Below are 20,945 nucleotides of genomic sequence, written 5' to 3'. Positions count from 1 at the left end.
AATAACCATCCTTCACCTCAAAGGCTTATGTTTTCAGCTACAACGCGTTGGCCTGATTTTTGGTACTAGCCCTATGAAGGCTCATCTACCAAAAGAGGAATCCACTTATGAACAATGCTTTTGAGGATCGCTTGGCCGTCGTCACCGGAGCCAGTTCCGGAATAGGCCTGGCCGTTACCGAACGGTTGCTGACCCAAGGTGCTCGCGTACTGGCGATGTCGCGTCAGATCGGTGGCTTGAACAAGTTGGCCGAGCGCTTTGCCACGCAGCTGTCGTGGGTGTCCGGTGACGTTACTCAACCGGCCGACCTCGAACGGTTGGCACAACAGGCGTCAACCTTGGGGCCCGTCAGCTATCTGGTGCCGAATGCCGGCATTGCAGAACTGGCTGACGGTCTCGATCTCGCCGCGTTCGACCGGCAATGGGCAGTCAACGGAGCCGGCGCACTGAACACCCTGGCCTGTCTGCGCAGGCAACTGGCAGCGTCGGCCTCGGTGGTGTTCATCGGCACTTTCCTTGCGCAGGTGACCTTTCCGGGTCTGGCCGCCTATATCGCCTCCAAGGCTGCACTGATCAGCCACGCCCGTACCTTGGCGGTGGAACTGGCCCCACACGGCATTCGCATCAACACCGTCTCTCCGGGTCCAACCGCTACGCCTATCTGGTCGACCCTGGGCTTGAAGAATGAGGAGTTGAGTGCGGTCGCCAGCACCGTCAATCAACGCTTGCTCGACGGCAAGTTTCTGGAGGCTGGCGCAGTTGCTGATGTGATTCTGTTCCAGCTCGGCAATGGAGCACGCAACGTCATCGGGCAGGATTGGGTAGTCGATAGCGGGTACACAATCCGCTGAGCCTCAAGATCAAAAGATCGCAGCCTTCGCCAGCGCCTACAGGGTCCAGAGATCGGTCAAACCCTGTAGGAGCTGCCGCAGGCTGCGATCTTCCGAGGCTGCTACGCAGCCCGACGGGAGCAAGCGACCTCGCCACAAAACCGATTCGGGCAACGCCGCCAATCAATCATCCCGCGTCAGCACTTCCAGTAAGTACTCTCAATTTCAACCGCTTGGCTCTTTACCTCTGTCCACCTTAACAACCTGATTTTCAGACTCATCCTACATATTGGAAACACCGGTTAAGTTAGCGTTCGCCTGGATTTAAATAGCAACTAGGACGCTCATGACTCGCAACCAGGAAATTCCGACCGTTTTGGCCCCGCCCTCCGGTGACGGTCATCACCGTATTCGCCGAGAAATGACACCAACTGAACAGGCAGAGCGCGAAGGTCGCCAAGCAGCCTATAACGCCATGCGTGCCAGAGAAGATGACTTCGAGAAAAACCTGAAAAAACCTGGCCCAAAGACGGAAAGAGCAATCGCAGGTTGTGTATTTGCCAAGTCTTGCCAACTACCGGACGGAATGATCAATCACGAAAGCACTGTCGGTTTTGTTCCTACAACCAGTTTGGACGATTACGGAAACTTCGCACTGCTTGGGGGGCATGAAGTTGGCGAGTGTGGTCGTATTCCACTCAAAAAAATCAGCGGTGCTCCATCCTTCATTACGGGTTCGCTCACTCTCGCACGAGCAGCTTCCATAGGCGCAACCGAGTCAACAATTGTACGGGCCGGCAGTTTAGTAACCGCCGGCGTTGCTACCGGTGGATTGCTTGGGTTAGTTGCGATGCTGGCACCATCAAGTCTGGGCGATAGCGCTTTGTATACAGAGGAGCAACTCAGGTCATTAAACCAAGCTCGTACACGTATTCGACTGCGTGTAGAGCAACAAACTGATGGCACTTTAAAAGGCTATGGCTACAACACTCAAAGTCGACGTGATTGGGAGTTCATACCCGTCATTACGTTTAAAGCCCAAGGCTCGCAGCAAGTGGCTGATTTTGGCGAAGGCGTCACGTTAATTTGGACTCCTGCCGTTGAGCCTACCGGTCGTTCAGGAATTCCTCCGCTCGAGGGAGCGCCGCAAGCACCGCAAATCTGGATATTTCCACCAACACCGGCCGCCGACAGCATCATCGTCGACCCCATCTACCCTCCCGAATACAAAGACTTCATTCTTGTATTCCCGGCGGACTCTGGAATCAAACCGCTCTACATCGTTTTGAACCTGGAATTCGAAGCGGCAAATTATCACGGTAAAGCGGATACACCCGTGAAGAGTAAGGGTCCCATAAATGGTCGAGAAGCCCTAAATGACTCGGTGCAAGTAAAACCTACATCGCCGCGAAGAATTGGCATAGATCCAGAAACGAAAGAATTTGTTGTCTTTGATCGCACGGGAGGTGACGTGTATCACGGCCACGTGAGGACTTGGGATAAACTCCATCAAGATATGAAAAACGCGCTTATCAAAGCCCAAAAAGTCGATAACAAAGGCAACATTCCGGGAGCTAAAAAGTGAGTCTGTCTTATCAAGACCCATCAATGAGCCACGATCAAGCAATCCGCTTTCTTGCTAGTGACTTGGAAACCGACATTGTGGCCGCCCTAGTCTCAATCGGTCTTAACGAGGAAGACCTTGCATGGGCTCAGGCCACCTGCCTCGAACATCTTGAGCACAAATCGGAATCCGTTGAAGCCGCCGCGGTAACAGCGCTAGGTCATCTAGCTCGCAGACATGGTGAGCTGGATATGGAAACCGTTTTATCCGCGCTCAACAACGTGAAAAGCAAATCTCCCACTTTAGCGGCGATTGTGGCTGACACCCTTGATGATATCGGGCTTTTTACGTGACTTTGAATCTCGCAGCAGTGTGCCCCCATTGATCACTGCTCAATACTTCAACAAGACAGAACCCGCCATCTCTTCCACATAGTTGGCGGGTTTTATCTTCAAAGCGCATGGCCAATCAATCATCCCGCGTCAGCACTTCCAGCAATTCAATCTCGAAAATCAAATTCGAATTCGGTGTGATCTTGCCCATCGTGCGCTCGCCATAGGCCAAATGAGCCGGCACCAGCAGCTTGCGCTTGCCGCCAACCTGCATCCCCATGATTCCCTGATCCCAACCCTTGATCACTCGACCGGTGCCGATCACGCACTGGAAAGGTTTTCCTCGGCTGTAGGAAGAGTCAAATTCTGTGCCGTCCTCCAGCCAGCCGCGGTATTGGGTGGTGATCAGCGCGCCTTTGACGGCGGCTTTGCCGTCGCCGGGCGCAAGGTCGATGATTTGTAGTTCGTCGGTCATGTTCGTACTCGTTTACGTTCGCCCGGTTGTTGAGGGCGCGGACGGTGGTTTTCGCAGAAACCGGTGCGGATGGCAATTGGTTGAACCGAAAGATCTTCTGCCGCTCACACTAAGTATCAACCTCTATTCAGAAAGGGATGCTCTGATGACTGACTCTCTGGCGCTGCGCAGCTTTATCCCGCCGTACATACTCAACCGTATCGTCGCGCACGGTTCCGAGCACCAGCGCGACAGCGCGATGTCCACGCTGACTCATATTCGAACCTTGCGGCACCAGCCAGGGGCACCCTCGCGCCCTCCTGCTGCGGCGATACTCCTGCAAAACGAGAAACCAGGGACGGTGCAGCGCAGCATTTATGATGCGTTGGGGAAAAAGCTCCTGCCCGGTATGCCGGTGCGTCTTGAGGGACAACCCGCTAGTGGTGATCCGGCGGTCGATGAAGCCTACGATGCGCTCGGTGCGAGCTACGATTTCTTCTGGAAAGTGCTTGGCCGCGACTCCATCGACAACAAGGGTTTTGCCTTGGTTGGCAGCGTGCATTACGGCCAGAACTATGAAAATGCGTTCTGGAATGGCTCGCAAATGGTCTTCGGTGACGGCGATGGCGAAATTTTCGAGCGATTCACCCGGTCGCTGGATGTGGTCGGCCATGAGTTGACCCATGGTGTGATCGAAAGCGAATCGGGCCTGGTGTATGCCGATCAGTCAGGTGCGCTGAATGAATCGCTGTCGGACGTATTTGGCGTGATGATCAAACAGCATGTCCTCGGCCATACCGCCGACGAGGCAGACTGGCTGATCGGTGCGGACTTGCTGACACCGCGCATCAAAGGCGTCGGCCTGCGCTCGATGGCCCATCCCGGCACGGCTTATGACGACCCGCTGCTCGGCAAGGACCCGCAACCGGATCACATGAGCAAATTCGTCATCACCCAGGAGGACAATGGCGGCGTGCACATCAACTCGGGCATTCCCAATCGGGCGTTTTATCTGGTGGCCAAGGCGCTGGGCGGTTTTGCCTGGGAGAAAGCCGGGCGAATCTGGTACGACGCTTTGTGTGATCAGCGCTTGAACCGCGAAGCGTCCTTTATCGCCTTCGCGCATTTGACCATTGAGCACGCCGGCCAGCGCTTCAGTGCCCATGAGGCATCTGCCGTGCGCAAGGGTTGGGCCGATGTGGGTGTGAATCTGACTGTGGAGGCGACATGAAAACCCTGCCAACACTGGACGACCAAGCCGTCGTTCGCCTTTCTCGCCAGGGCGGAGTTGCAATGATTCAGGCCTTGAGCCGCCCCCGGGAGATCGAGTTCGCGCAATGCAATCTCGATCAACGAGCGCGCATCTGCTCATTGCTCGAAGGATGTTTGCCACTGACCTCCCCCTCCCCCGGCCGCGGCGATCAGCGCTTCTATCAGATCGAACTGCGTTACCGCACTGGAGAGCAAGACGATCAGATGGTGTTGAAGGTGCCGGAAGACCAGGCACCCGGTGAACTGGTGCGGCTTTGGGATAAGGGAGAACTTCTTTAACGCAGCGCCGCAACGCATTGATCCACTTGGAACATCAATGCATGCCAAAAACGCACTTATCATATCAATCCCCCTGCTCCACTATCCGCCTCAATAAGAACCGTGCGCCGCGTCCAGGCGGCACACGTCATAAAGCGGTGGAGTACATCTATGACAGCCTCAATCCCGCGCGGACGCTCCCGTGCCAGTGCGATCTTCCGAGTCACCTCGGGCAACTTTCTCGAACAGTTCGACTTCTTTCTTTTCGGCTTCTACGCCACTCAGATTGCTGCCGTGTTCTTCCCGGCCAGCAGCGAATTTGCCTCGTTGATGATGACCTTTGCCGTTTTCGGCGCGGGCTTTTTGATGCGACCACTGGGCGCAGTGGTGCTAGGCGCCTACATCGATGATGTTGGGCGACGCAAAGGGCTGATCGTCACCTTGTCGATCATGGCCAGCGGTACGATTTTGATTGTGCTGGTGCCCGGCTACGAAACCATCGGTTTGTTTGCGCCCGCCCTCGTCCTGGTTGGGCGGTTGCTGCAAGGCTTCTCCGCCGGTGCGGAACTGGGCGGGGTCTCGGTGTATCTCGCGGAAATCGCCACGCCGGGCAATAAAGGCTTTTTCACCAGTTGGCAATCGGCCAGCCAGCAAGTGGCGATCGTGGTCGCTGCAGCGCTGGGCTACGGCTTGAACCAATGGATGGCGCCAGAAATGATTGCCGATTGGGGCTGGCGAATTCCGTTCCTCGTCGGTTGCCTGATCGTGCCGTTCATCTTCTTTCTGCGTCGTAATCTGGAAGAAACCGAAGAATTTACCGCCCGCAAACACCGTCCATCCATGCGCGATGTTTTCCGCACTTTGGCGCAGAACTGGGTGATCGTGTTCGCCGGCATGATGATGGTCGCCCTGACCACCACGGCCTTTTACCTGATCACCGTGTACGCGCCGACCTTTGGTAAAACCGTGCTGCATTTGAGTACGTCCGATGCGCTGCTGGTGACGTTGCTGGTGGGCGTCTCGAACTTCTTCTGGCTGCCCATTGGCGGCGCGTTGTCCGACCGAATCGGCCGACGCCCGGTGTTGATCACCATGGCCCTGATGGCGCTGGCTACGACCTATCCGGTGCTGTCCTATCTGGTGCAGGCTCCGAGTTTCCTCAACATGCTGCTCGTGCTGCTTTGGCTGTCCTTCATCTATGGCTTGTACAACGGCGCGATGATTGCGGCGCTGACCGAAATCATGCCGGTGGAAGTACGGGTGGCGGGGTTCTCCCTTGCCTATAGCCTGGCGACCGCGGTGTTCGGGGGCTTCACCCCGGCGATGTCGACATTGCTGATCCAATACACCGGCGACAAGGCTGCGCCTGGCTACTGGATGAGTTTTGCCGCGCTCTGTGCGCTGTGCGCAACCTTGTATTTGTATCGCCGTGCCAGCGGCCGCCTGCAACCCGTCCTCTCCTGACCCTACCTTTTCGAGCACACCCATGAAAAAGCTATTCAACGTTGCGACACTGAGCCTGCTGTTCAGCCTGAGTCTGATTCCCGCCGCCCAGGCCGAAGAGATCCGTGTGATGACCTCTGGCGGTTTTACCGCCGCGTACAAGATCCTCGGACCGAAATTCGCTGCGTCCACCGGCAACACCCTCGATACCGCCCTCGGCCCGTCGATGGGCAAAGCCCCGGAAGCCATCCCCAATCGCCTGGCTCGTGGTGAACAAGCCGACGTGGTGATCATGGTCGGTTACGCCCTGGACGATCTGATCAAGCAAGGCAAAGTCGACCCGGCGTCAAGGGTCGAACTGGCGGATTCGCGTATCGGCCTGGTGGTGCGAGAAGGTACGCCGAAGCCCGACATCAGTTCCATCGACGGACTAAAAAAGACCTTGCTCGACGCAAAATCCGTGGCTTATTCCGATAGCGCCAGTGGCGTCTACATCGAGCAACAGCTGTTCAAACGCCTGGGTATCGAAGAGCAACTCAAGCCCAAATCGACGATGGTCCCGAAAATCCCCGTGGGTTCAGTGGTTGCCACCGGCGATTATCAGTTGGGCTTCCAGCAGGTCAGCGAATTGCTGCCGGTGCCGGGGGTGAGCTTCGTGGCGAAGATTCCGGAACAAGTGCAGTCGGTGACGCGTTTCGCTGCGGGCATTCCGGTGGGAGCGCAACACCCTGCCGAAGCTAAAGCGCTGCTGGACTATATGGCATCAGCACAGGCACAACCGGATGTGAAAGCCACCGGGCTGGACTCGGTCAGTCGCTAACAGCTGGCTGCTGGACTTTCATTTCCACCACCAGGCGTTCCAGTTCCAATGCTGCCGGGGTCAGGGTTCGGCCCCGGCGCTTGATCAAACCGACGCTGCGCATCACCTGCGGGCTGGTCAGTGGCACACTCGTCAGTATCGGATGATCCGCTGCCGGCATCGCCATCAACGGCACCGCCGCCACACCCAGCCCTGCCTCCACCAGACCGATCATCGTCGTCACATGCCGGGTTTCGCAAATGCTCGACCGTTGCGGCACCACGCGGGTCAATGCCTGATCCAGGAGAAAGCGGTTACCCGAAGTTTTATCCAGCGAAATGTAGTCCTGCTGATAAAACTCGTCCCACGTCACGCTAGTGCGCCCCGCCAATGGATGATCACGTCGGCAAGCAACCACATAGCCCTCCTCCACCAGTGGCTCGAAATCCACTTCGGCCTCCAGCGTACCCATGAAACTCAGGCCGAAATCCGCTTCGCCGTTGACCACAGCGCTCAGCACTTCATGGGCGCTGCAATCCAATACCTTGACCTTGATCCGCGGAAATTGCCGGTGGTAGTGAGCAATCACTCGCGGCATGAAGTAGTACGCCGCCGACGGCACACAAGCGACGGTGACGTGACCCAGTCGGGTCGAGGCGACTTCACTGATGCCCAGCAACGCGACGTCCAGATCGTCCAGCAGGCGCTCCACACTCGGCATGAAACCGCGACCGGCCTGGGTCAGGCTGACTTTTCGGGTCGTGCGCTCAAACAACCTCACGCCGAGGGCATCTTCCAGTTTTTCGATGCGCCGGCTCAGGGCGGGCTGGGAAATACGCACCGTGTCGGCAGCCTTGCGAAAGCTGCCCTGTTCGACCACGGCACGAAAGGCTTGCAAGTCGTTGAGGTCAAAATTGATGGCCATGGGGTACTCGGAGATGGACCAGATTGATCCGCTTATTCTATGAATGTAACCAATTAATGCAAAATGTAACATCTGAGTTCCATCGTAGTGCTGACGCAGCCAGATGCAGCCTTTATCCTTACACCCCCCGCCGTACCGAGTGAATGGAGTTTTTTCTCATGCCCCATGAAGGCAGTCTCTTACAAGCCGCTGTCGTATTTCTGCTCGCAGCCGTGCTCACCGTTCCATTGGCCAAGCGCCTGCAACTAGGGGCGGTGCTGGGTTACTTGTTCGCCGGGGTGATCATCGGCCCCTCTGTGCTGGGCCTGATCGGCAACCCGCAGAGCGTCAGCCACATCTCGGAACTTGGGGTGGTGTTGCTGCTGTTTATCATCGGCCTGGAATTGTCGCCGCGTCGTTTGTGGGTGATGCGTAAATCAGTCTTCGGTGTCGGATTGGCCCAAGTGCTGCTGACCGGTTCGGCGATCGGCGCGGTGGCGCTGTTTCTGTTTGGACAACCGCTGAATACCGCGATCGTGCTGGGTCTCGGACTAGCCCTGTCATCCACTGCGTTTGGCCTGCAAAGCCTGGCCGAGCGCAAGGAGCTGACCAGTCCCCACGGGCGCTTGGCGTTTGCGATTCTGCTGTTCCAGGACATCGCTGCGATCCCGTTGATCGCCATGGTACCGCTGCTTTCCGGCGTCGATCACAACGCCAGCACCGCCGAAGATGTGAACCACGGTTTGCGCGTATTGGCCAGCATCGCCGTGGTGGTGATCGGCGGACGGTATCTGTTGCGCCCGGTGTTCCGCGTGGTGGCGAAATCCGGTTTGCCGGAGGTGTCCACCGCCACCGCGTTGCTGGTGGTGATCGGCACGGCGTGGTTGATGGACCTGGTCGGCGTGTCCATGGCCCTTGGCGCGTTCCTCGCCGGTCTGCTGCTGGCGGACTCCGAATACCGACATGAACTTGAAGCGCAAATCGAACCGTTCAAGGGGCTGTTGCTGGGGCTGTTTTTTATCAGCGTCGGCATGGGCGCAAACCTGAGTCTGCTGCTAAGTGCGCCCGTCGCGGTGCTTGGGCTGACCCTGCTGCTGATCGCCATCAAGCTGCCGTTGCTGTTTCTCGTGGGCCGACTGGCTGGCGGCTTGAGCAAAGTCAGCGCCATCCGCCTCGGCATCGTGTTGGCGGCGGGTGGTGAATTTGCCTTCGTGGTGTTCAAGATCGGCCGCGATCAGGGGCTGTTCGAAGCGCGCCTGTATGACGTGCTGGTGCTGACCATCACCCTGTCCATGGCGGTTACGCCGTTGTTGCTGCTGCTCTGTGCGCGCCTGGTCAGCCCCAAGGTGCAACCGGTGGTAGTGCCGGAAACCTTCCGCGAAATCGATACCGATGCGCCACGCGTGGTGATCGCCGGCATGGGCCGGATGGGCCAGATCGTCGCGCGGATCCTGCGGGCGCAGAACATCAAGTTTGTTGCCCTCGACACGTCGGTGGAAACCATCGAACTGTCCCGCAGCTTCGGCGGCGTGCCAGTGTTCTACGGCGACCCGATGCGCCCGGAAATCCTCAGCGCGGCCAAGGTCGGTGAAGCCGAATTCTTCGTGATCGCCACCGACGACCCGGACACCAACATCAAGACCGCCGAACTGGTGCACAAGCTGTATCCGCACATAAAAATCATCGCCCGCGCCCGTAACCGTCAACATGTGCATCGGTTGGTGGATGTGGGCGCCCAGGCCGTACGGGAAACCTTTTATTCGAGCCTGGAAATGAGCCGGCAAACGTTGATCGGTCTGGGGCTGACCCAGGCCCAGGCGGACGCGCGGATCAAACGCTTCAAGCATCACGATGAACAGGTGCTCGAAGCCCAGCACGCGGTCTACGACGACGCGGCGAAGGTCATTCAGACGGCGCAGCAAGCACGGGCGGAACTGGCGCGGTTGTTTGAGTCGGATCAGTTGGAAGAGCAGGCAGCCAGAAAATGAGGTGGCTGTAATGGCCTCATCGCGGGCAAGCCCGCTCCCACAGGATTATGGGCGTACACAAAACAAATGTTTCACCAAAACACTGTGGAAGCGGGCTTGCCCGCGATGAACGATAACGCGGTGCATTGAATAAACAACCATTTCAAAGGGAATCCACAATGGCTGCTGACCAATCCTCCCCCGCCCTCAAGGAAATCTTCAACGCCGAACGCCTCCAGCACATCGCCACGGAAATGACCGCGGTCTATCCTGCGTTCGATGCCAAAGCGTTCCTGAAACGGGCCAAATCCGGTTTGGCGGAGTTGTCGGTGATGCAACGCATGGCCCGTGTCAGCGAATGCCTGCACGCGGTGCTGCCGCTGGGTTATGAAGCCTCGCTGGAGGTATTGCGCGCCCTCGCCCCGCGCCTCAACAGCGGCTTCGTCAGCATGTGCCTGCCGCACTACGTGGCGACTTACGGTGCGGAGCGCTTCGAATTGTCCATGGACGCGCTCAAATACTTCACGGCGTTCGGCTCCTCGGAATTCGCGATCCGCCATTTTCTGCGCCGCGATATCGAACGCACGCTCAAGCTGATGCACGACTGGTCACTGGACGACAACGAACACGTCCGACGCCTGGCCAGCGAAGGTAGCCGCCCGCGCCTGCCATGGTCGTTCCGCCTGGAACAGATCCAGGCCGACCCACGCCTGGCCGCCGACATTCTCGACAACCTCAAGGCCGACAGCAGCCTTTACGTGCGCAAGTCCGTGGCCAACCATCTCAATGACATCACCAAGGATCATCCTGATTGGGTACTGGACCTGATCGAGGGTTGGTCACTGGACAACAAGCACACCGCATGGATTGCCAGGCATGCCCTGCGCAGCCTGATCAAACAGGGCAATCAGCGGGCCTTGGCGATCATCGGCGCCGGTGGCAAGCCTGAAGTCGAGATTATGGATGTGCAGGTCAATCCGCCGGTAATTGGACTAGGGGAAAAAATCACCCTGTCGTTTGCAGTCAAATCCACGGTCGAAGCCAGTCAGCGCCTGGTGATCGACTTCGCCATCGACTATGTAAAAGCCAACGGCAGTACCTCGTCGAAAGTCTTCAAACTCAAGGCCCTGACGCTTCCCGGCCAGAGCACCGAACACCTGAGCCGTGGTCAGCACATCAAGGAACTCACCACCCGCCGGCATTACGCGGGCAAGCATGCGGTGCATGTGCTGGTGAATGGCGAACGCCTGGCCAGTACGGCCTTCGAAATCCTCGGCTGAAAAACGTCCATCGGAATCACGGCCGACGCTGATTCACCTGTCTTCCGGGGAGCATGCGAACCAGGGTGTTGTCACGCACCCAGTAGTGGTGGAACAACCCTGCCGCCGCGTGCAAACCGATCAGCCAATATCCGGTACTGCCGACCAGTTCATGCCAATATTTAAACTGCTTGGCCAGGTCCGGGTCGACGGTCACTGGCGAGGGCAGGAAAAAGCCGAAATATGGCATCGGCTTTCCACCGGCTGACAACATCAACCAGGCCAGGATCGGCGTCGCAATCATCAACGCATACAGCGCCAGGTGCATCAGGTGTGAAACTCCCGTTTGCCAGGAAGGCGGTGTCGGCGTGACGGGCGGGCGCGGCGTGAGTCGCCCGAGCAAACGCACCCATACCAGCACAAAAATACTCAGCCCGAACAAACCGTGCAGGCCGAGAAACAACCCCCTCATACTGTCGCCGCGCGGCAACAGCCCTTTGATTTCGATGCATCCGTAGACACCAACAAACAGTGCCAGCATCAGCCAGTGCAAGGCGATCGACAGTTTTCCGTACCGGTTGGGTGCTGAATCGCGTGTCATGGTAGGCCTCGTCAGTGTTTTTTTTGGCTGTCGAATCATTCGTTCAGCTTTTGCGTTGCCACCCTGCCTGCCAAGCCTTAAGGCAATCTGAAGATCGCACGGGCCAATTTTTTACCCACCTTCAGACTCCGTTAAGAAACGCCCCGGATACTCCTCCCATTCTTTCCCGGGAGGCGCCTGCCAATGCCCCAAATCAACTGGAACATCCCTTTGCCACTGCGATTCGGCCATGCCGAGACTCCGCAGATGAGCCTGGCACAGGCATTGCCTGACGAACCGGCGCGCCCGGTCTTCGAAGCTTTTATCCAGCACCGTTTTCGCAAGGCTCACGGCGCCGACATCCGTCACTTCATGCCGGAACTGTTCGGCATGAGAAACGCGGCCGAAGAACTTTGTGCGGTAGTCGGCGTGCGTCTGGCGGATGGCGAACCGTTGTTCCTCGAACGTTATCTGGACGAACCGATCGATCCACTGATCAGCGCCGCTGCCGAGCACCCCGTGGACCGGGCAGCCATCGTCGAAGTGGGCAATTTGGCCGCCAGCGATACCGGCAGTGCGCGCCTGAGCATCATTGCCATGACCTACCTCCTGGCCATGGGTGGCCTGGAGTGGGTGGCGTTCACCGGTAACGTCGGCCTGGTCAACAGCTTCCATCGGCTTGGCCTGAAGCCGATAACCCTGTGCGCCGCTGACCCCGCCCGACTGGGTGACGACCGCGACAGTTGGGGCAGCTATTACGAAAGCAAACCCTGGGTACACGTTGGCAACATCCGCGCCGGGTTCATTCATTTACGCAATATCGGGATGTTCAGTCGCCTGGGATTGCCCTCGTCTTTCGAGGAGGCCAGCCATGTCGCCTGAAACCGAGCACTTGCGACAGGTCCTGCGTGTTTATGCAGAATGTCAGCCCCACACTATTGCCTTGTGGGGCGATCATCTGAAGCTGGATTACACCACGTTGTACGACGAAGTGATCGATCGCCAGCAGCGCCTGCGCGAAGGAAACGTCCAGGTAGTCGCATTGGCGCTGGACAACGGCGTCGACGCGATGCTCTGGGACCTGGCCATACTGTTCGAAGGGCTGACCTGCCTGACGCTGCCGCCGTTTTTCAGCCCGCCTCAACGCAGCCACTGCCTTGAACAAAGTCAGGCCGAACTAGTGATTGCCGAGCCGGAAATGGAAGCCGAATTGCAGATGCACGGCTACCAGAAGCAAGGTGCATTCTGGCGACGCACGTTCAGCGGCCCAAAGCGCATACCGGAAGGCACCGCGAAACTGACTTTCACCTCCGGCACCACCGGCACGCCGAAAGGCGTATGCCTAAGCGCCGAGAGCATTCTGCGGGTCGCCCGCGAGCTGGATCAGGCCAGCAAACCCGCCCATCCGCAACATCATCTGGCCCTGCTGCCGTTGGCGATCCTGCTGGAAAATCTAGGGTGTTATGCCGCGTTGTACGCTGGCGCGACGCTGAGCCTGCCCAGCCAAAAGGTCTTGGGCATTCAAGGCGCCAGCGGCGTTGATGTGCCACGTCTGCTCGGATGCCTGGCCACACGCGCGCCCCAAAGCCTGATCCTGGTGCCGCAGTTGTTGCTGATGCTGGTCAACGCTGCCGAACAAAAAGCCTTTAACCCTCACTCACTACGTTTTGCCGCCGTGGGCGGTGCGCGGGTATCCGCTGAGCTGCTGCAGCGCGCGCAGAGGATCGGTCTCGCGGTTTACGAGGGCTATGGATTGTCCGAGTGCGCGTCCGTGGTGTGCCTCAATCGTCCTGGCGAGCACCGCCCGGGCAGCGTTGGCCGGCCCCTGCCCCACGTGGAGATTCGGCTGGCGGACGACGGCGAAGTACTGGTCAAGGGCTCGACCCTGTTGGGCTATCTGGGCGATACGCCGAACGCTGATGAGTGGTGGCCCAGTGGCGATCTCGGTGAATTCGATACGGAGGGTTTTCTCTACCTCAAGGGGCGCAAGAAACACCAATTCGTGACCAGTTTCGGTCGCAACGTTAACCCGGAATGGGTCGAGGCCGAGTTGACTCAGCGTCGGCATATCGCCCAGGCCTTCGTCTACGGCGAGGCCATGCCGCACAACCACGCGCTGCTCTGGCCCCATCGACCCGACTGCACCGATGAACAATTGGCCGCTGCCGTGGCCGAGGCCAACGCCGATTTGCCCGACTACGCCCAGGTCCATTACTGGAGTCGCATGGATCAGCCCTTTTCCCCCGCCAATGGCTTGCTCACTGCCAACGGCCGGCCCCGGCGTGACGCCATCGTCGAGCGTTACCGGGCACAGCTGACTGAATCTGTATTTTGCGAGGAACCCGCATCATGAGTTTTTTCGACACGCTGCAAGAGGCGACCCATCAAGAACGCCATGAGCTGTTCAATCTGCCGATCATTCTCGACGCTCTCGAAGGCCGCGTCAGCCTGCAAAGCTACCGGGCTTTCCTGACACAGGCCTATTACCACGTGCGCCACACCGTGCCGCTGATGATGGCCTGCGGCGCACGCCTGCCCTCGCGCCTGGAATGGCTGCGCGAGGCGGTGTGCGAGTACATCGACGATGAATACGGTCATGAAAAATGGGTACTGGATGACATCGAGGCCTGCGGCGGTGACAAGGCTGCGGTACGCAGTGGTCGGCCGGCCTTGCCGATTGAATTGATGGTCAGCTTCCTCTACGACCTGATTGCCCGGGACAACCCGGTGGGGCTGTTCGGCATGGTCAACGTGCTGGAAGGCACGAGTATCGCGCTGGCTACCCACGCCGCCGGCAGCATTCGCGAACGCCTGGACCTACCGGAAAGCGCGTTCAGCTACCTCAGCTCCCACGGTTCACTCGATATCGAACACATGCAGACCTACCGTCGGCTGATGAACACACTGGACGACCCGGACGATCAAGCCGCCGTCATTCATGCCTCCAAGGTCGTGTACAAGCTGTACGCCGACATGTTCCGTGGCTTGCCGCGTGACGGGGAGGACCTGCATGCGCCTGTCTGAAGCTCGCGTTGTATTGACCGGTGCCAGCGGCGGCATCGGCCTGGCCATCGCGACAGCACTGTGCGCCGCCGGGGCGCGAGTGTTGGCCGTGGCTCGGCATCGGGAACCATTGGCAGCGCTGATCGAACGTTATCCGCGCAACCTGTGCTGGATCGGCGCTGATCTGACGGTTGCCGCCGACCGGCGCGAAGTGCTGGCGGAAGCGCAAAGCATCGGCGGCATCAACCTGCTGATCAATGCAGCCGGAGTCAATCATTTCGCCATGCTCGAACAACTGGACGACAGCGAAATCAACGCGATGTTGGCGGTGAACATCAGCGCGCCGATCTGCCTGACCAAACTCCTGCTGCCGCTGCTCAAACGGGCCGACAGCGCCATGGTGGTGAACGTCGGTTCCACCTACGGCTCCATTGGCTACCCCGGTTACGCCAGCTATTGCGCCACCAAGTTTGCCTTGCGCGGGTTCTCCGAAGCGCTGCGCCGGGAACTGGCCGACACCCGCGTGAGTGTGCTCTACGTCGCCCCGCGCGCCACCCGCACCGGCATGAACAGCCCAGCGGCACAGGCATTCAATGATGCCATCAAGGCCAACGTCGATGACCCGAAAACCGTAGCCACCGCGGTCATCCACGCCATCGCCGGTGACCGTCGCGACTTGTACCTGGGCTGGCCGGAGCGCTTTTTCGTACGCCTGAACAGTCTGCTGCCCAACCTGGTTGATCGTGGCCTGCGCAAGCAATTGCCATTGGTACGTCGTCTGAGCCAGAAACCCGACAAGGAGAATCTCGAACCATGAAAAAAATCGTCGCTTGCCTGCTGATGGGTGCGCTTAGCCAGAGCGTCTGGGCGCTGGACGCCGCCGATCAACAACGGCTGAACGGTATCCAGCAAAGTTGGGCGCACATTCAGTACGAGTTGCCGGAGGATCAACGCACCGCCGCTTTCGAAAAACTCGCCGCCCAGGCTTCAAGCTTCACTCAACAGCGACAGTCTGTGGCGGAAGCGTGGATCTGGTCCGGCATCGTCACCAGCAGTTGGGCCGGTGCCCAGGGTGGGCTCGGCGCCCTGAGCAAGGTCAAGGACGCGAAGGCCGATCTGGAAAAAGCCCTGACCCTGGATCCCAAGGCCTTGCAAGGCTCGGCCTACACCAGCCTCGGCGCGCTGTATGACCGCGTGCCGGGCTGGCCCATTGGTTTCGGCGACTCGGACAAGGCCGAACAGTTGCTCAAACTCGCCTTGCAAATGAACCCGAACGGCATCGACAGCCTGTACTTCTGGGGCGATCACCTCTACCGTCAAAAGCGTTACAGCGAAGCCAGGACAGCACTGCAAAAAGCCTTGCAGGCCTCCCCAAGACCAGGGCGCGAAACCGCCGATGCCGGGCGCCGCAAAGAGATCGAAGCGTTGCTGGTGGACGTGAACAAGAAACTCGACTGACAGGAGTCCGTGTGCGCTTATTACTGATCGAGGATGACGTGGCCTTGGGCGAAGGCATTCACCAGGCCCTTGGCCGCGAAGGTTATACCGTCGACTGGGTGCAAGACGGCAGCAGTGCCCTGCACTCGTTGCTCAGTGAAGCTTTTGACGTGGCGGTGCTCGATCTGGGCCTGCCGCGCATGGACGGCCTCGAGGTGCTGCGGCGCCTGCGTGACAGTGGCTCCAACCTGCCGGTGCTGATCCTCACCGCCCGGGATGCCACCGAGGACCGCATTGCCGGGCTGGATGCCGGGGCTGACGACTACCTGATCAAGCCGTTCGACCTCGCGGAACTCAAGGCGCGTCTGCGTGCCTTGTTGCGGCGCAGCGCCGGCCGCGCCCAAGTGCTGATCGAACATGCCGGCATCAGCCTCAACCCCGGCACCCAGCAAGTCAGCTATCAGGGCGAACCGGTGGCGCTGACGCCCAAGGAATATCAACTGCTGCACGAACTGCTTTCGCCTCCGGGCCGGGTCATGACCCGCGATCACCTGATGCAGTTGCTGTACGGCTGGAACGAAGAAGCCGAAAGCAACACCCTGGAAGTGCACATCCATCACCTGCGAAAGAAATTCTCCACCGACCTGATTCGCACCATCCGTGGTGTCGGCTACCTGGTGGAGGAGCATCGATGACTTCGATCCGGCGTCGCACCCTGACACTGATCATCGGCCTGATGCTCGCCGGCCTGGCCGTGATCAGCGTGTTGAACCTGCATGACAGCAACCATGAAATCGCCGAAGTCTATGACGCCCAACTGGCGCAAAACGCGCGGTTATTGCAGGGCGTGATGCGCATGCCCATGGCCAGCCAGGAACACGCCGAATTGTACCGGGCATTCAACAAGGCGTTGGGCGAGGCGGTGCCGCGGGTCGATGGCCATCCTTATGAAAGCAAGATTGCCTTTCAGGTCTGGAACCGACAGGGCGAAGTGCTGGTGCACACGGCCAGTGCACCCGCCTTCACCGCGCCGCCGACCAAACCCGGTTTCAGCGATGTGGTGGACCTGAATAACCGCCACTGGCGCGCGTTCCTGCTGGAAGACAAACAGACTGACCTGAGGATCTGGGTCGGTGAACGCGATGACGTGCGCGCCGATCTGGTGGATCGCATCGTGCGTCATACCCTGTGGCCCAATGTACTGGGCAGCCTGATGCTGGCGGCGATGGTCTGGCTGGCCATTGGTTGGGGTCTCAAACCCTTGGCCGATATGGCGGCGACGTTGCGGGCCCGGCACAGTGGTTCGCTGGAACCACTGCACCTGACGCCGCTGCCCAGCGAACTCGAACCGATGCAGGCAGCGCTCAACCGCATGCTCGCGCAGATCCAGGAAGTGCTCGGACGAGAGCGGCGCTTCATCGCCGATGCCGCCCATGAAATGCGCACGCCCCTTGCGGTATTGCGGGTCCACGCGCAGAACCTGCTGGAAGCCGGCACCGAAGATGAACGCCGTGAATCCCTGGCGTTTCTGATCAGCGGGGTCGACCGTACCAGTCGTCTGGTCAACCAATTGCTGACCATGGCCCGGCTCGAACCCGACACGCAGCCAGCGGCCCTACGCCTCATCGACTTGACCGAAGCCGTACGCGACAGCCTGGTTCAGCTTAGCCCCTGGTTGCTGAGCAAAAACCTGGAACTGGTCTTTGACGTCAGCGACCGGCCTTGCATCGTGGCGACGGACGCCGCTGCGATCGACATCGCCTTGAATAACCTGATCACCAATGCTGCGAATTTTTCCCCTGAGCACGGCGTGATCACGGTGCGGTTGAGTCAGGCCGAGGGCTTCTATCACCTGAGTGTCGAGGATCAGGGACCGGGGATCGAAGAAGCGGATCGCACCCGCCTGTTCGAACGTTTCTACAGCCGCGGCAACGCCCAGGGCGCGGGATTGGGGCTGACCATCGTCAACACCATCGCCACCCGTCTGGGCGGACGGATCACTCTGGTTAATCGCCCCGAGGGTGGCTTGCGCGCGACCCTGACGATTCCAAACACCCAGCCACCCGAAGCATAAACGCTCCTACACGGGATTGGGGCCGAGCAACAGGTCCTGCTCACGCTCACACAACTCCACCACGTAATCCCACATCACTCGCAGGCGCACTGATTTGTGCAGCTCGCGGCGGGTGCTCATCCAGTAGCTGCGCAAAATACTTTCGTCAGGAAACAACGGCACCAGTCCGGGATCGGCGCTGGCCATGTAGCACGGCAGCACCGCGATCCCCAGCCCTGCGCGGGCAGCCTGTTGCTGGGCGATGACGCTGGTGCTGTGGAAGACCACCTGCGGATTGCGGCAGAAGCTGTTGAGGAACATCAGTTCCTGGCTGAACAGCAAATCGTCGACATAGCCGATCCAGGCATGCCGACCAAGGTCTTCGCGACTGCCCAGCGGTGGCGAGCGGTCGAGGTAGTCCTGGCTGGCGTACAGCGCGAGGCGATAGTCGGTAAGTTTGCGTGTGACCAGCATGTCAGCGGCCGGCCGTTCGAGGTGAATGCTGATTTCCGCTTCGCGATTAAGAATGCTGACAAAGCGCGGCACCGCCACCAGTTCCACTTCCAGCCCCGGATAACGCTCGAACAAGCCGTTCATTCGGCTGGAAAGGAACATGATGCCCAGCCCTTCGGTAACCCCGACGCGAATCTTGCCTAGCGGCGCGGTGGATTGGGTGATTTCTTCCTGGGCCAACAACGCGACGTTTTCCATCGCTTCAGCGTGTTTGAGCAGCGCTTCGCCCGCCGGGGTCAGTTCATAACCCTGGGCATGCTGGACGAACAACGCAGTGCCGAGGCTTTTTTCAATGGCCTCGATGTGCCGCGCCACGGTGGCGTGGGTGGTGTTCAAACGTCGGGCCGCCGTCAGCAAACGCCCGCTACGCTGCAACTCGAGAAAAAACCTCAGGTCATTCCAGTCGAACATGACTCATCCTTGGGTGCAGGTGTTTAAAAACGCACAGCAGGTGCGCAAAAACTAACATTCTTTTGACGAAAGCTAACAACTAGGATGACCGACAACAAGAACAACAAGACGAGGTCAGGGATGCAGTCTTCCCTTGATGAATACGACTACATCGTGGTCGGGGCCGGGCCGGCCGGTTGTTTGCTGGCCAATCGACTCTCGGCCAACCCGCAACATCGCGTCCTGCTGCTTGAAGCCGGTGGCCGCGACAACTATGCGTGGATTCATATCCCCGTCGGTTACTTGTTCTGTATCGGCAACCCGCGCACCGACTGGTGCTTCAAGACCGAAGCGCAACCTGGCTTGCAAGGCCGAACCCTGAGCTACCCGCGCGGCAAAGTGCTGGGTGGCTGCTCTTCGATCAACGGCATGATCTACATGCGCGGCCAGGCCGGCGACTACGACAGCTGGGTCGCCGACGGCAATTCGGGCTGGAGCTGGCAGGACGTGCTGCCACTGTTCAAGAAAAGCGAAAACCACTTTGCCGGCGATTCGGACTTTCACAGCGGTGCCGGTGAGTGGCGAGTCGAACGCCAGCGCCTGTCGTGGCCGATTCTCGATGCCTTCCGCAGTGCCGCCGAGCAAAGCGGCATTGCCAGCATCGATGATTTCAACCAGGGCGACAACGAAGGTTGCGGCTACTTCCAGGTCAACCAAAAGTCCGGGATCCGCTGGAATGCGGCCAAGGCGTTTCTCAAGCCGATTCGTCATCGCCCGAATCTGACGGTGCTGACCGGCGTCGAAGTTGACCGCGTGTTGCTGGAAAACGCCCGGGCTTCGGCGGTCAGCGCACGCTGGCAGGGACAGGCGAAGACCTTCAAGGCACGCAAGGAAATCGTCCTGTGCGCAGGGTCTGTCGGTTCGCCGAGCATCCTTCAGCGCTCGGGAATTGGCCCTCGCCCATTGCTGCAACGCCTTGGCATCGGCGTCGCCCACGAACTATCGGGGGTGGGCGGCAACCTGCAGGATCACCTGCAACTGCGGCTGATCTACAAACTGGAAAACGCCCGCACCCTCAATCAGATTGCCGGCAACGTTTGGGGCAAGATGGGCATGGGCCTGCGTTATCTGTATGACCGCAGCGGTCCGCTGTCCATGGCGCCGAGTCAGTTGGGCGCTTTCGCTCGTTCGGGTCCGGAACAGACGTCGGCGAACCTTGAATATCACGTCCAGCCGCTGTCACTGGAGCGCTTCGGCGAACCGTTGCATGCCTTCCCGGCATTCACCGCATCGGTCTGCGACTTGCGTCCGCAAAGTCGCGGCCGGGTGGAAATCCGTTCCGCCAACCCGCAGGAATCACCGCTGATTCAACCCAACTACCTGAGCCATCCGGAGGATTTGCGCGTCGCGGCCGATGCCATTCGCTTGACCCGGCGCATCGTTGCCGCGCCGGCGCTGAAGGCGTTCAACCCGGTGGAATACTTGCCCGGTGATAGCTTGCACAGCGAGGAGGAACTGCACGAAGCCGCCGCTCGAATCGGCACCACAATTTTTCATCCGGTCGGCACTTGCCGGATGGGCAACGGTGCGGACGCGGTGGTCGATGCCGAACTGTGTGTGCATGGCATCCCGGGCCTTCGCATCGCCGACGCCTCGATCATGCCGAGAATCACCTCCGGCAACACGTGTTCACCTACGCTGATGATCGCGGAGAAAGCCGCACACATGATCCTCAACCCCAACACAAGGAACATCACGCCAGAACTGGAACTGGCAACGACTACATGAATCACCCTGTAGGAGCCGGCTTGCTGGCGATAGCGTCCCTGAGATCGCCATCGCCAGCAAGCCGGCTCCTACAGGGTGCGAGGACACACGGAACATCAC

The 20,945-nt window shown here is 59.2% G+C and carries 21 protein-coding genes; 17 read left to right on the top strand and 4 right to left on the bottom strand.

Annotation, left to right across the window (positions count from 1 at the left end; all coding sequences use genetic code 11):
* Nucleotides 1-107 precede the first annotated feature (107 nt).
* From KGB21_RS28005 to KGB21_RS27995, 3 genes are all read left to right on the top strand, one after another.
* A complete protein-coding gene (locus tag KGB21_RS28005) occupies nt 108-851 on the top strand; it encodes an SDR family NAD(P)-dependent oxidoreductase (protein WP_223507389.1) in 744 nt (247 codons plus the stop codon).
* 325 nt (nt 852-1,176) lie between these two features.
* Entirely contained in the window at nt 1,177-2,415 is a 1,239-nt protein-coding gene (locus KGB21_RS28000) for an S-type pyocin domain-containing protein (RefSeq protein ID WP_223507388.1), read from the top strand.
* Between the two features lie 23 nt (nt 2,416-2,438).
* A complete protein-coding gene (locus tag KGB21_RS27995; RefSeq protein ID WP_223507387.1) occupies nt 2,439-2,747 on the top strand; it encodes a hypothetical protein in 309 nt (102 codons plus the stop codon).
* Nucleotides 2,748-2,862: 115 nt separating this feature from the next.
* Here KGB21_RS27995 and KGB21_RS27990 read toward each other — a convergent pair whose 3' ends face one another.
* The gene (locus KGB21_RS27990) at nt 2,863-3,201 is read right to left on the bottom strand and encodes an FKBP-type peptidyl-prolyl cis-trans isomerase (protein WP_034148878.1); all 339 of its coding nucleotides are present in this window, start codon (nt 3,199-3,201) and stop codon (nt 2,863-2,865) included.
* Nucleotides 3,202-3,346: 145 nt separating this feature from the next.
* Between KGB21_RS27990 and KGB21_RS27985 the strand changes: the two genes are divergently transcribed.
* From KGB21_RS27985 to KGB21_RS27970, 4 genes are all read left to right on the top strand, one after another.
* Complete coding sequence (locus tag KGB21_RS27985; RefSeq protein ID WP_223507386.1) at nt 3,347-4,411, top strand: M4 family metallopeptidase; 1,065 nt, start codon at nt 3,347-3,349, stop codon at nt 4,409-4,411.
* Nucleotides 4,408-4,731, top strand: coding sequence for a protealysin inhibitor emfourin (locus KGB21_RS27980; RefSeq protein WP_034148880.1), 324 nt, complete (start codon nt 4,408-4,410; stop codon nt 4,729-4,731). The genes KGB21_RS27985 and KGB21_RS27980 overlap by 4 nt, the downstream gene beginning before the upstream one ends.
* Nucleotides 4,732-4,881: 150 nt before the next feature.
* Nucleotides 4,882-6,174, top strand: a complete 1,293-nt coding sequence (locus KGB21_RS27975; protein WP_034148881.1) for an MFS transporter — start codon at nt 4,882-4,884, stop codon at nt 6,172-6,174.
* A 22-nt stretch (nt 6,175-6,196) separates the two neighbouring features.
* On the top strand, nt 6,197-6,973 hold the full coding sequence (locus tag KGB21_RS27970; RefSeq protein ID WP_223507385.1) for a substrate-binding domain-containing protein: 777 nt from the start codon (nt 6,197-6,199) through the stop codon (nt 6,971-6,973).
* On the opposite strand, the gene KGB21_RS27965 is transcribed toward KGB21_RS27970, so the two are convergent.
* Entirely contained in the window at nt 6,963-7,877 is a 915-nt protein-coding gene (locus KGB21_RS27965; RefSeq protein ID WP_034148883.1) for a LysR family transcriptional regulator, read from the bottom strand. The genes KGB21_RS27970 and KGB21_RS27965 overlap by 11 nt on opposite strands.
* Nucleotides 7,878-8,035: 158 nt before the next feature.
* Here KGB21_RS27965 and KGB21_RS27960 point away from each other — a divergent pair, with 158 nt between their 5' ends.
* Together KGB21_RS27960 and KGB21_RS27955 are read left to right on the top strand one after the other, a co-directional pair.
* Complete coding sequence (locus tag KGB21_RS27960) at nt 8,036-9,844, top strand: monovalent cation:proton antiporter-2 (CPA2) family protein (RefSeq protein WP_223507384.1); 1,809 nt, start codon at nt 8,036-8,038, stop codon at nt 9,842-9,844.
* A 158-nt stretch (nt 9,845-10,002) separates the two neighbouring features.
* Nucleotides 10,003-11,103, top strand: coding sequence for a DNA alkylation repair protein (locus KGB21_RS27955; RefSeq protein ID WP_223507383.1), 1,101 nt, complete (start codon nt 10,003-10,005; stop codon nt 11,101-11,103).
* A 16-nt stretch (nt 11,104-11,119) separates the two neighbouring features.
* Here KGB21_RS27955 and KGB21_RS27950 read toward each other — a convergent pair whose 3' ends face one another.
* Entirely contained in the window at nt 11,120-11,683 is a 564-nt protein-coding gene (locus KGB21_RS27950) for a cytochrome b (RefSeq protein WP_223507382.1), read from the bottom strand.
* A gap of 183 nt (nt 11,684-11,866) precedes the next feature.
* Between KGB21_RS27950 and KGB21_RS27945 the strand changes: the two genes are divergently transcribed.
* From KGB21_RS27945 to KGB21_RS27915, 7 genes are read left to right on the top strand one after another with little or no spacing between them, the layout of a single operon-like run.
* Entirely contained in the window at nt 11,867-12,544 is a 678-nt protein-coding gene (locus tag KGB21_RS27945) for a thermostable hemolysin (protein ID WP_223507381.1), read from the top strand.
* A complete protein-coding gene (locus tag KGB21_RS27940; protein ID WP_223507380.1) occupies nt 12,534-14,015 on the top strand; it encodes an AMP-binding protein in 1,482 nt (493 codons plus the stop codon). The genes KGB21_RS27945 and KGB21_RS27940 overlap by 11 nt, the downstream gene beginning before the upstream one ends.
* Nucleotides 14,012-14,686 (top strand): TenA family transcriptional regulator, encoded by a 675-nt coding sequence (locus tag KGB21_RS27935; RefSeq protein ID WP_223507379.1) that lies wholly within the window; start codon nt 14,012-14,014, stop codon nt 14,684-14,686. Before KGB21_RS27940 ends, KGB21_RS27935 begins: the two co-directional genes overlap by 4 nt.
* Nucleotides 14,673-15,482: an SDR family oxidoreductase gene (locus tag KGB21_RS27930; RefSeq protein ID WP_223507378.1), complete on the top strand. Its 810-nt coding sequence runs from the start codon at nt 14,673-14,675 to the stop codon at nt 15,480-15,482. Before KGB21_RS27935 ends, KGB21_RS27930 begins: the two co-directional genes overlap by 14 nt.
* On the top strand, nt 15,479-16,123 hold the full coding sequence (locus tag KGB21_RS27925; RefSeq protein ID WP_223507377.1) for a tetratricopeptide repeat protein: 645 nt from the start codon (nt 15,479-15,481) through the stop codon (nt 16,121-16,123). Before KGB21_RS27930 ends, KGB21_RS27925 begins: the two co-directional genes overlap by 4 nt.
* 11 nt (nt 16,124-16,134) lie before the next feature.
* Nucleotides 16,135-16,797 (top strand): response regulator, encoded by a 663-nt coding sequence (locus KGB21_RS27920; protein ID WP_223507376.1) that lies wholly within the window; start codon nt 16,135-16,137, stop codon nt 16,795-16,797.
* Nucleotides 16,794-18,176, top strand: a complete 1,383-nt coding sequence (locus tag KGB21_RS27915; protein WP_223507375.1) for an ATP-binding protein — start codon at nt 16,794-16,796, stop codon at nt 18,174-18,176. The genes KGB21_RS27920 and KGB21_RS27915 overlap by 4 nt, the downstream gene beginning before the upstream one ends.
* A gap of 6 nt (nt 18,177-18,182) precedes the next feature.
* Here the strand turns inward: KGB21_RS27915 and KGB21_RS27910 are convergent, their stop codons facing one another.
* Nucleotides 18,183-19,079: a LysR family transcriptional regulator gene (locus KGB21_RS27910; protein ID WP_223507374.1), complete on the bottom strand. Its 897-nt coding sequence runs from the start codon at nt 19,077-19,079 to the stop codon at nt 18,183-18,185.
* Nucleotides 19,080-19,199: 120 nt separating this feature from the next.
* Here KGB21_RS27910 and KGB21_RS27905 point away from each other — a divergent pair, with 120 nt between their 5' ends.
* Nucleotides 19,200-20,846 (top strand): GMC family oxidoreductase, encoded by a 1,647-nt coding sequence (locus KGB21_RS27905; RefSeq protein WP_223507373.1) that lies wholly within the window; start codon nt 19,200-19,202, stop codon nt 20,844-20,846.
* The last annotated feature ends 99 nt before the right edge of the window (nt 20,847-20,945 follow it).

Origin of the sequence: Pseudomonas sp. GL-RE-29 (genome assembly GCF_019947275.1) — a bacterium.
In the GTDB taxonomy this organism is placed as follows: domain Bacteria; phylum Pseudomonadota; class Gammaproteobacteria; order Pseudomonadales; family Pseudomonadaceae; genus Aquipseudomonas; species Aquipseudomonas fluorescens_A.
This window is presented reverse-complemented; position numbering and strand designations above follow the sequence as displayed.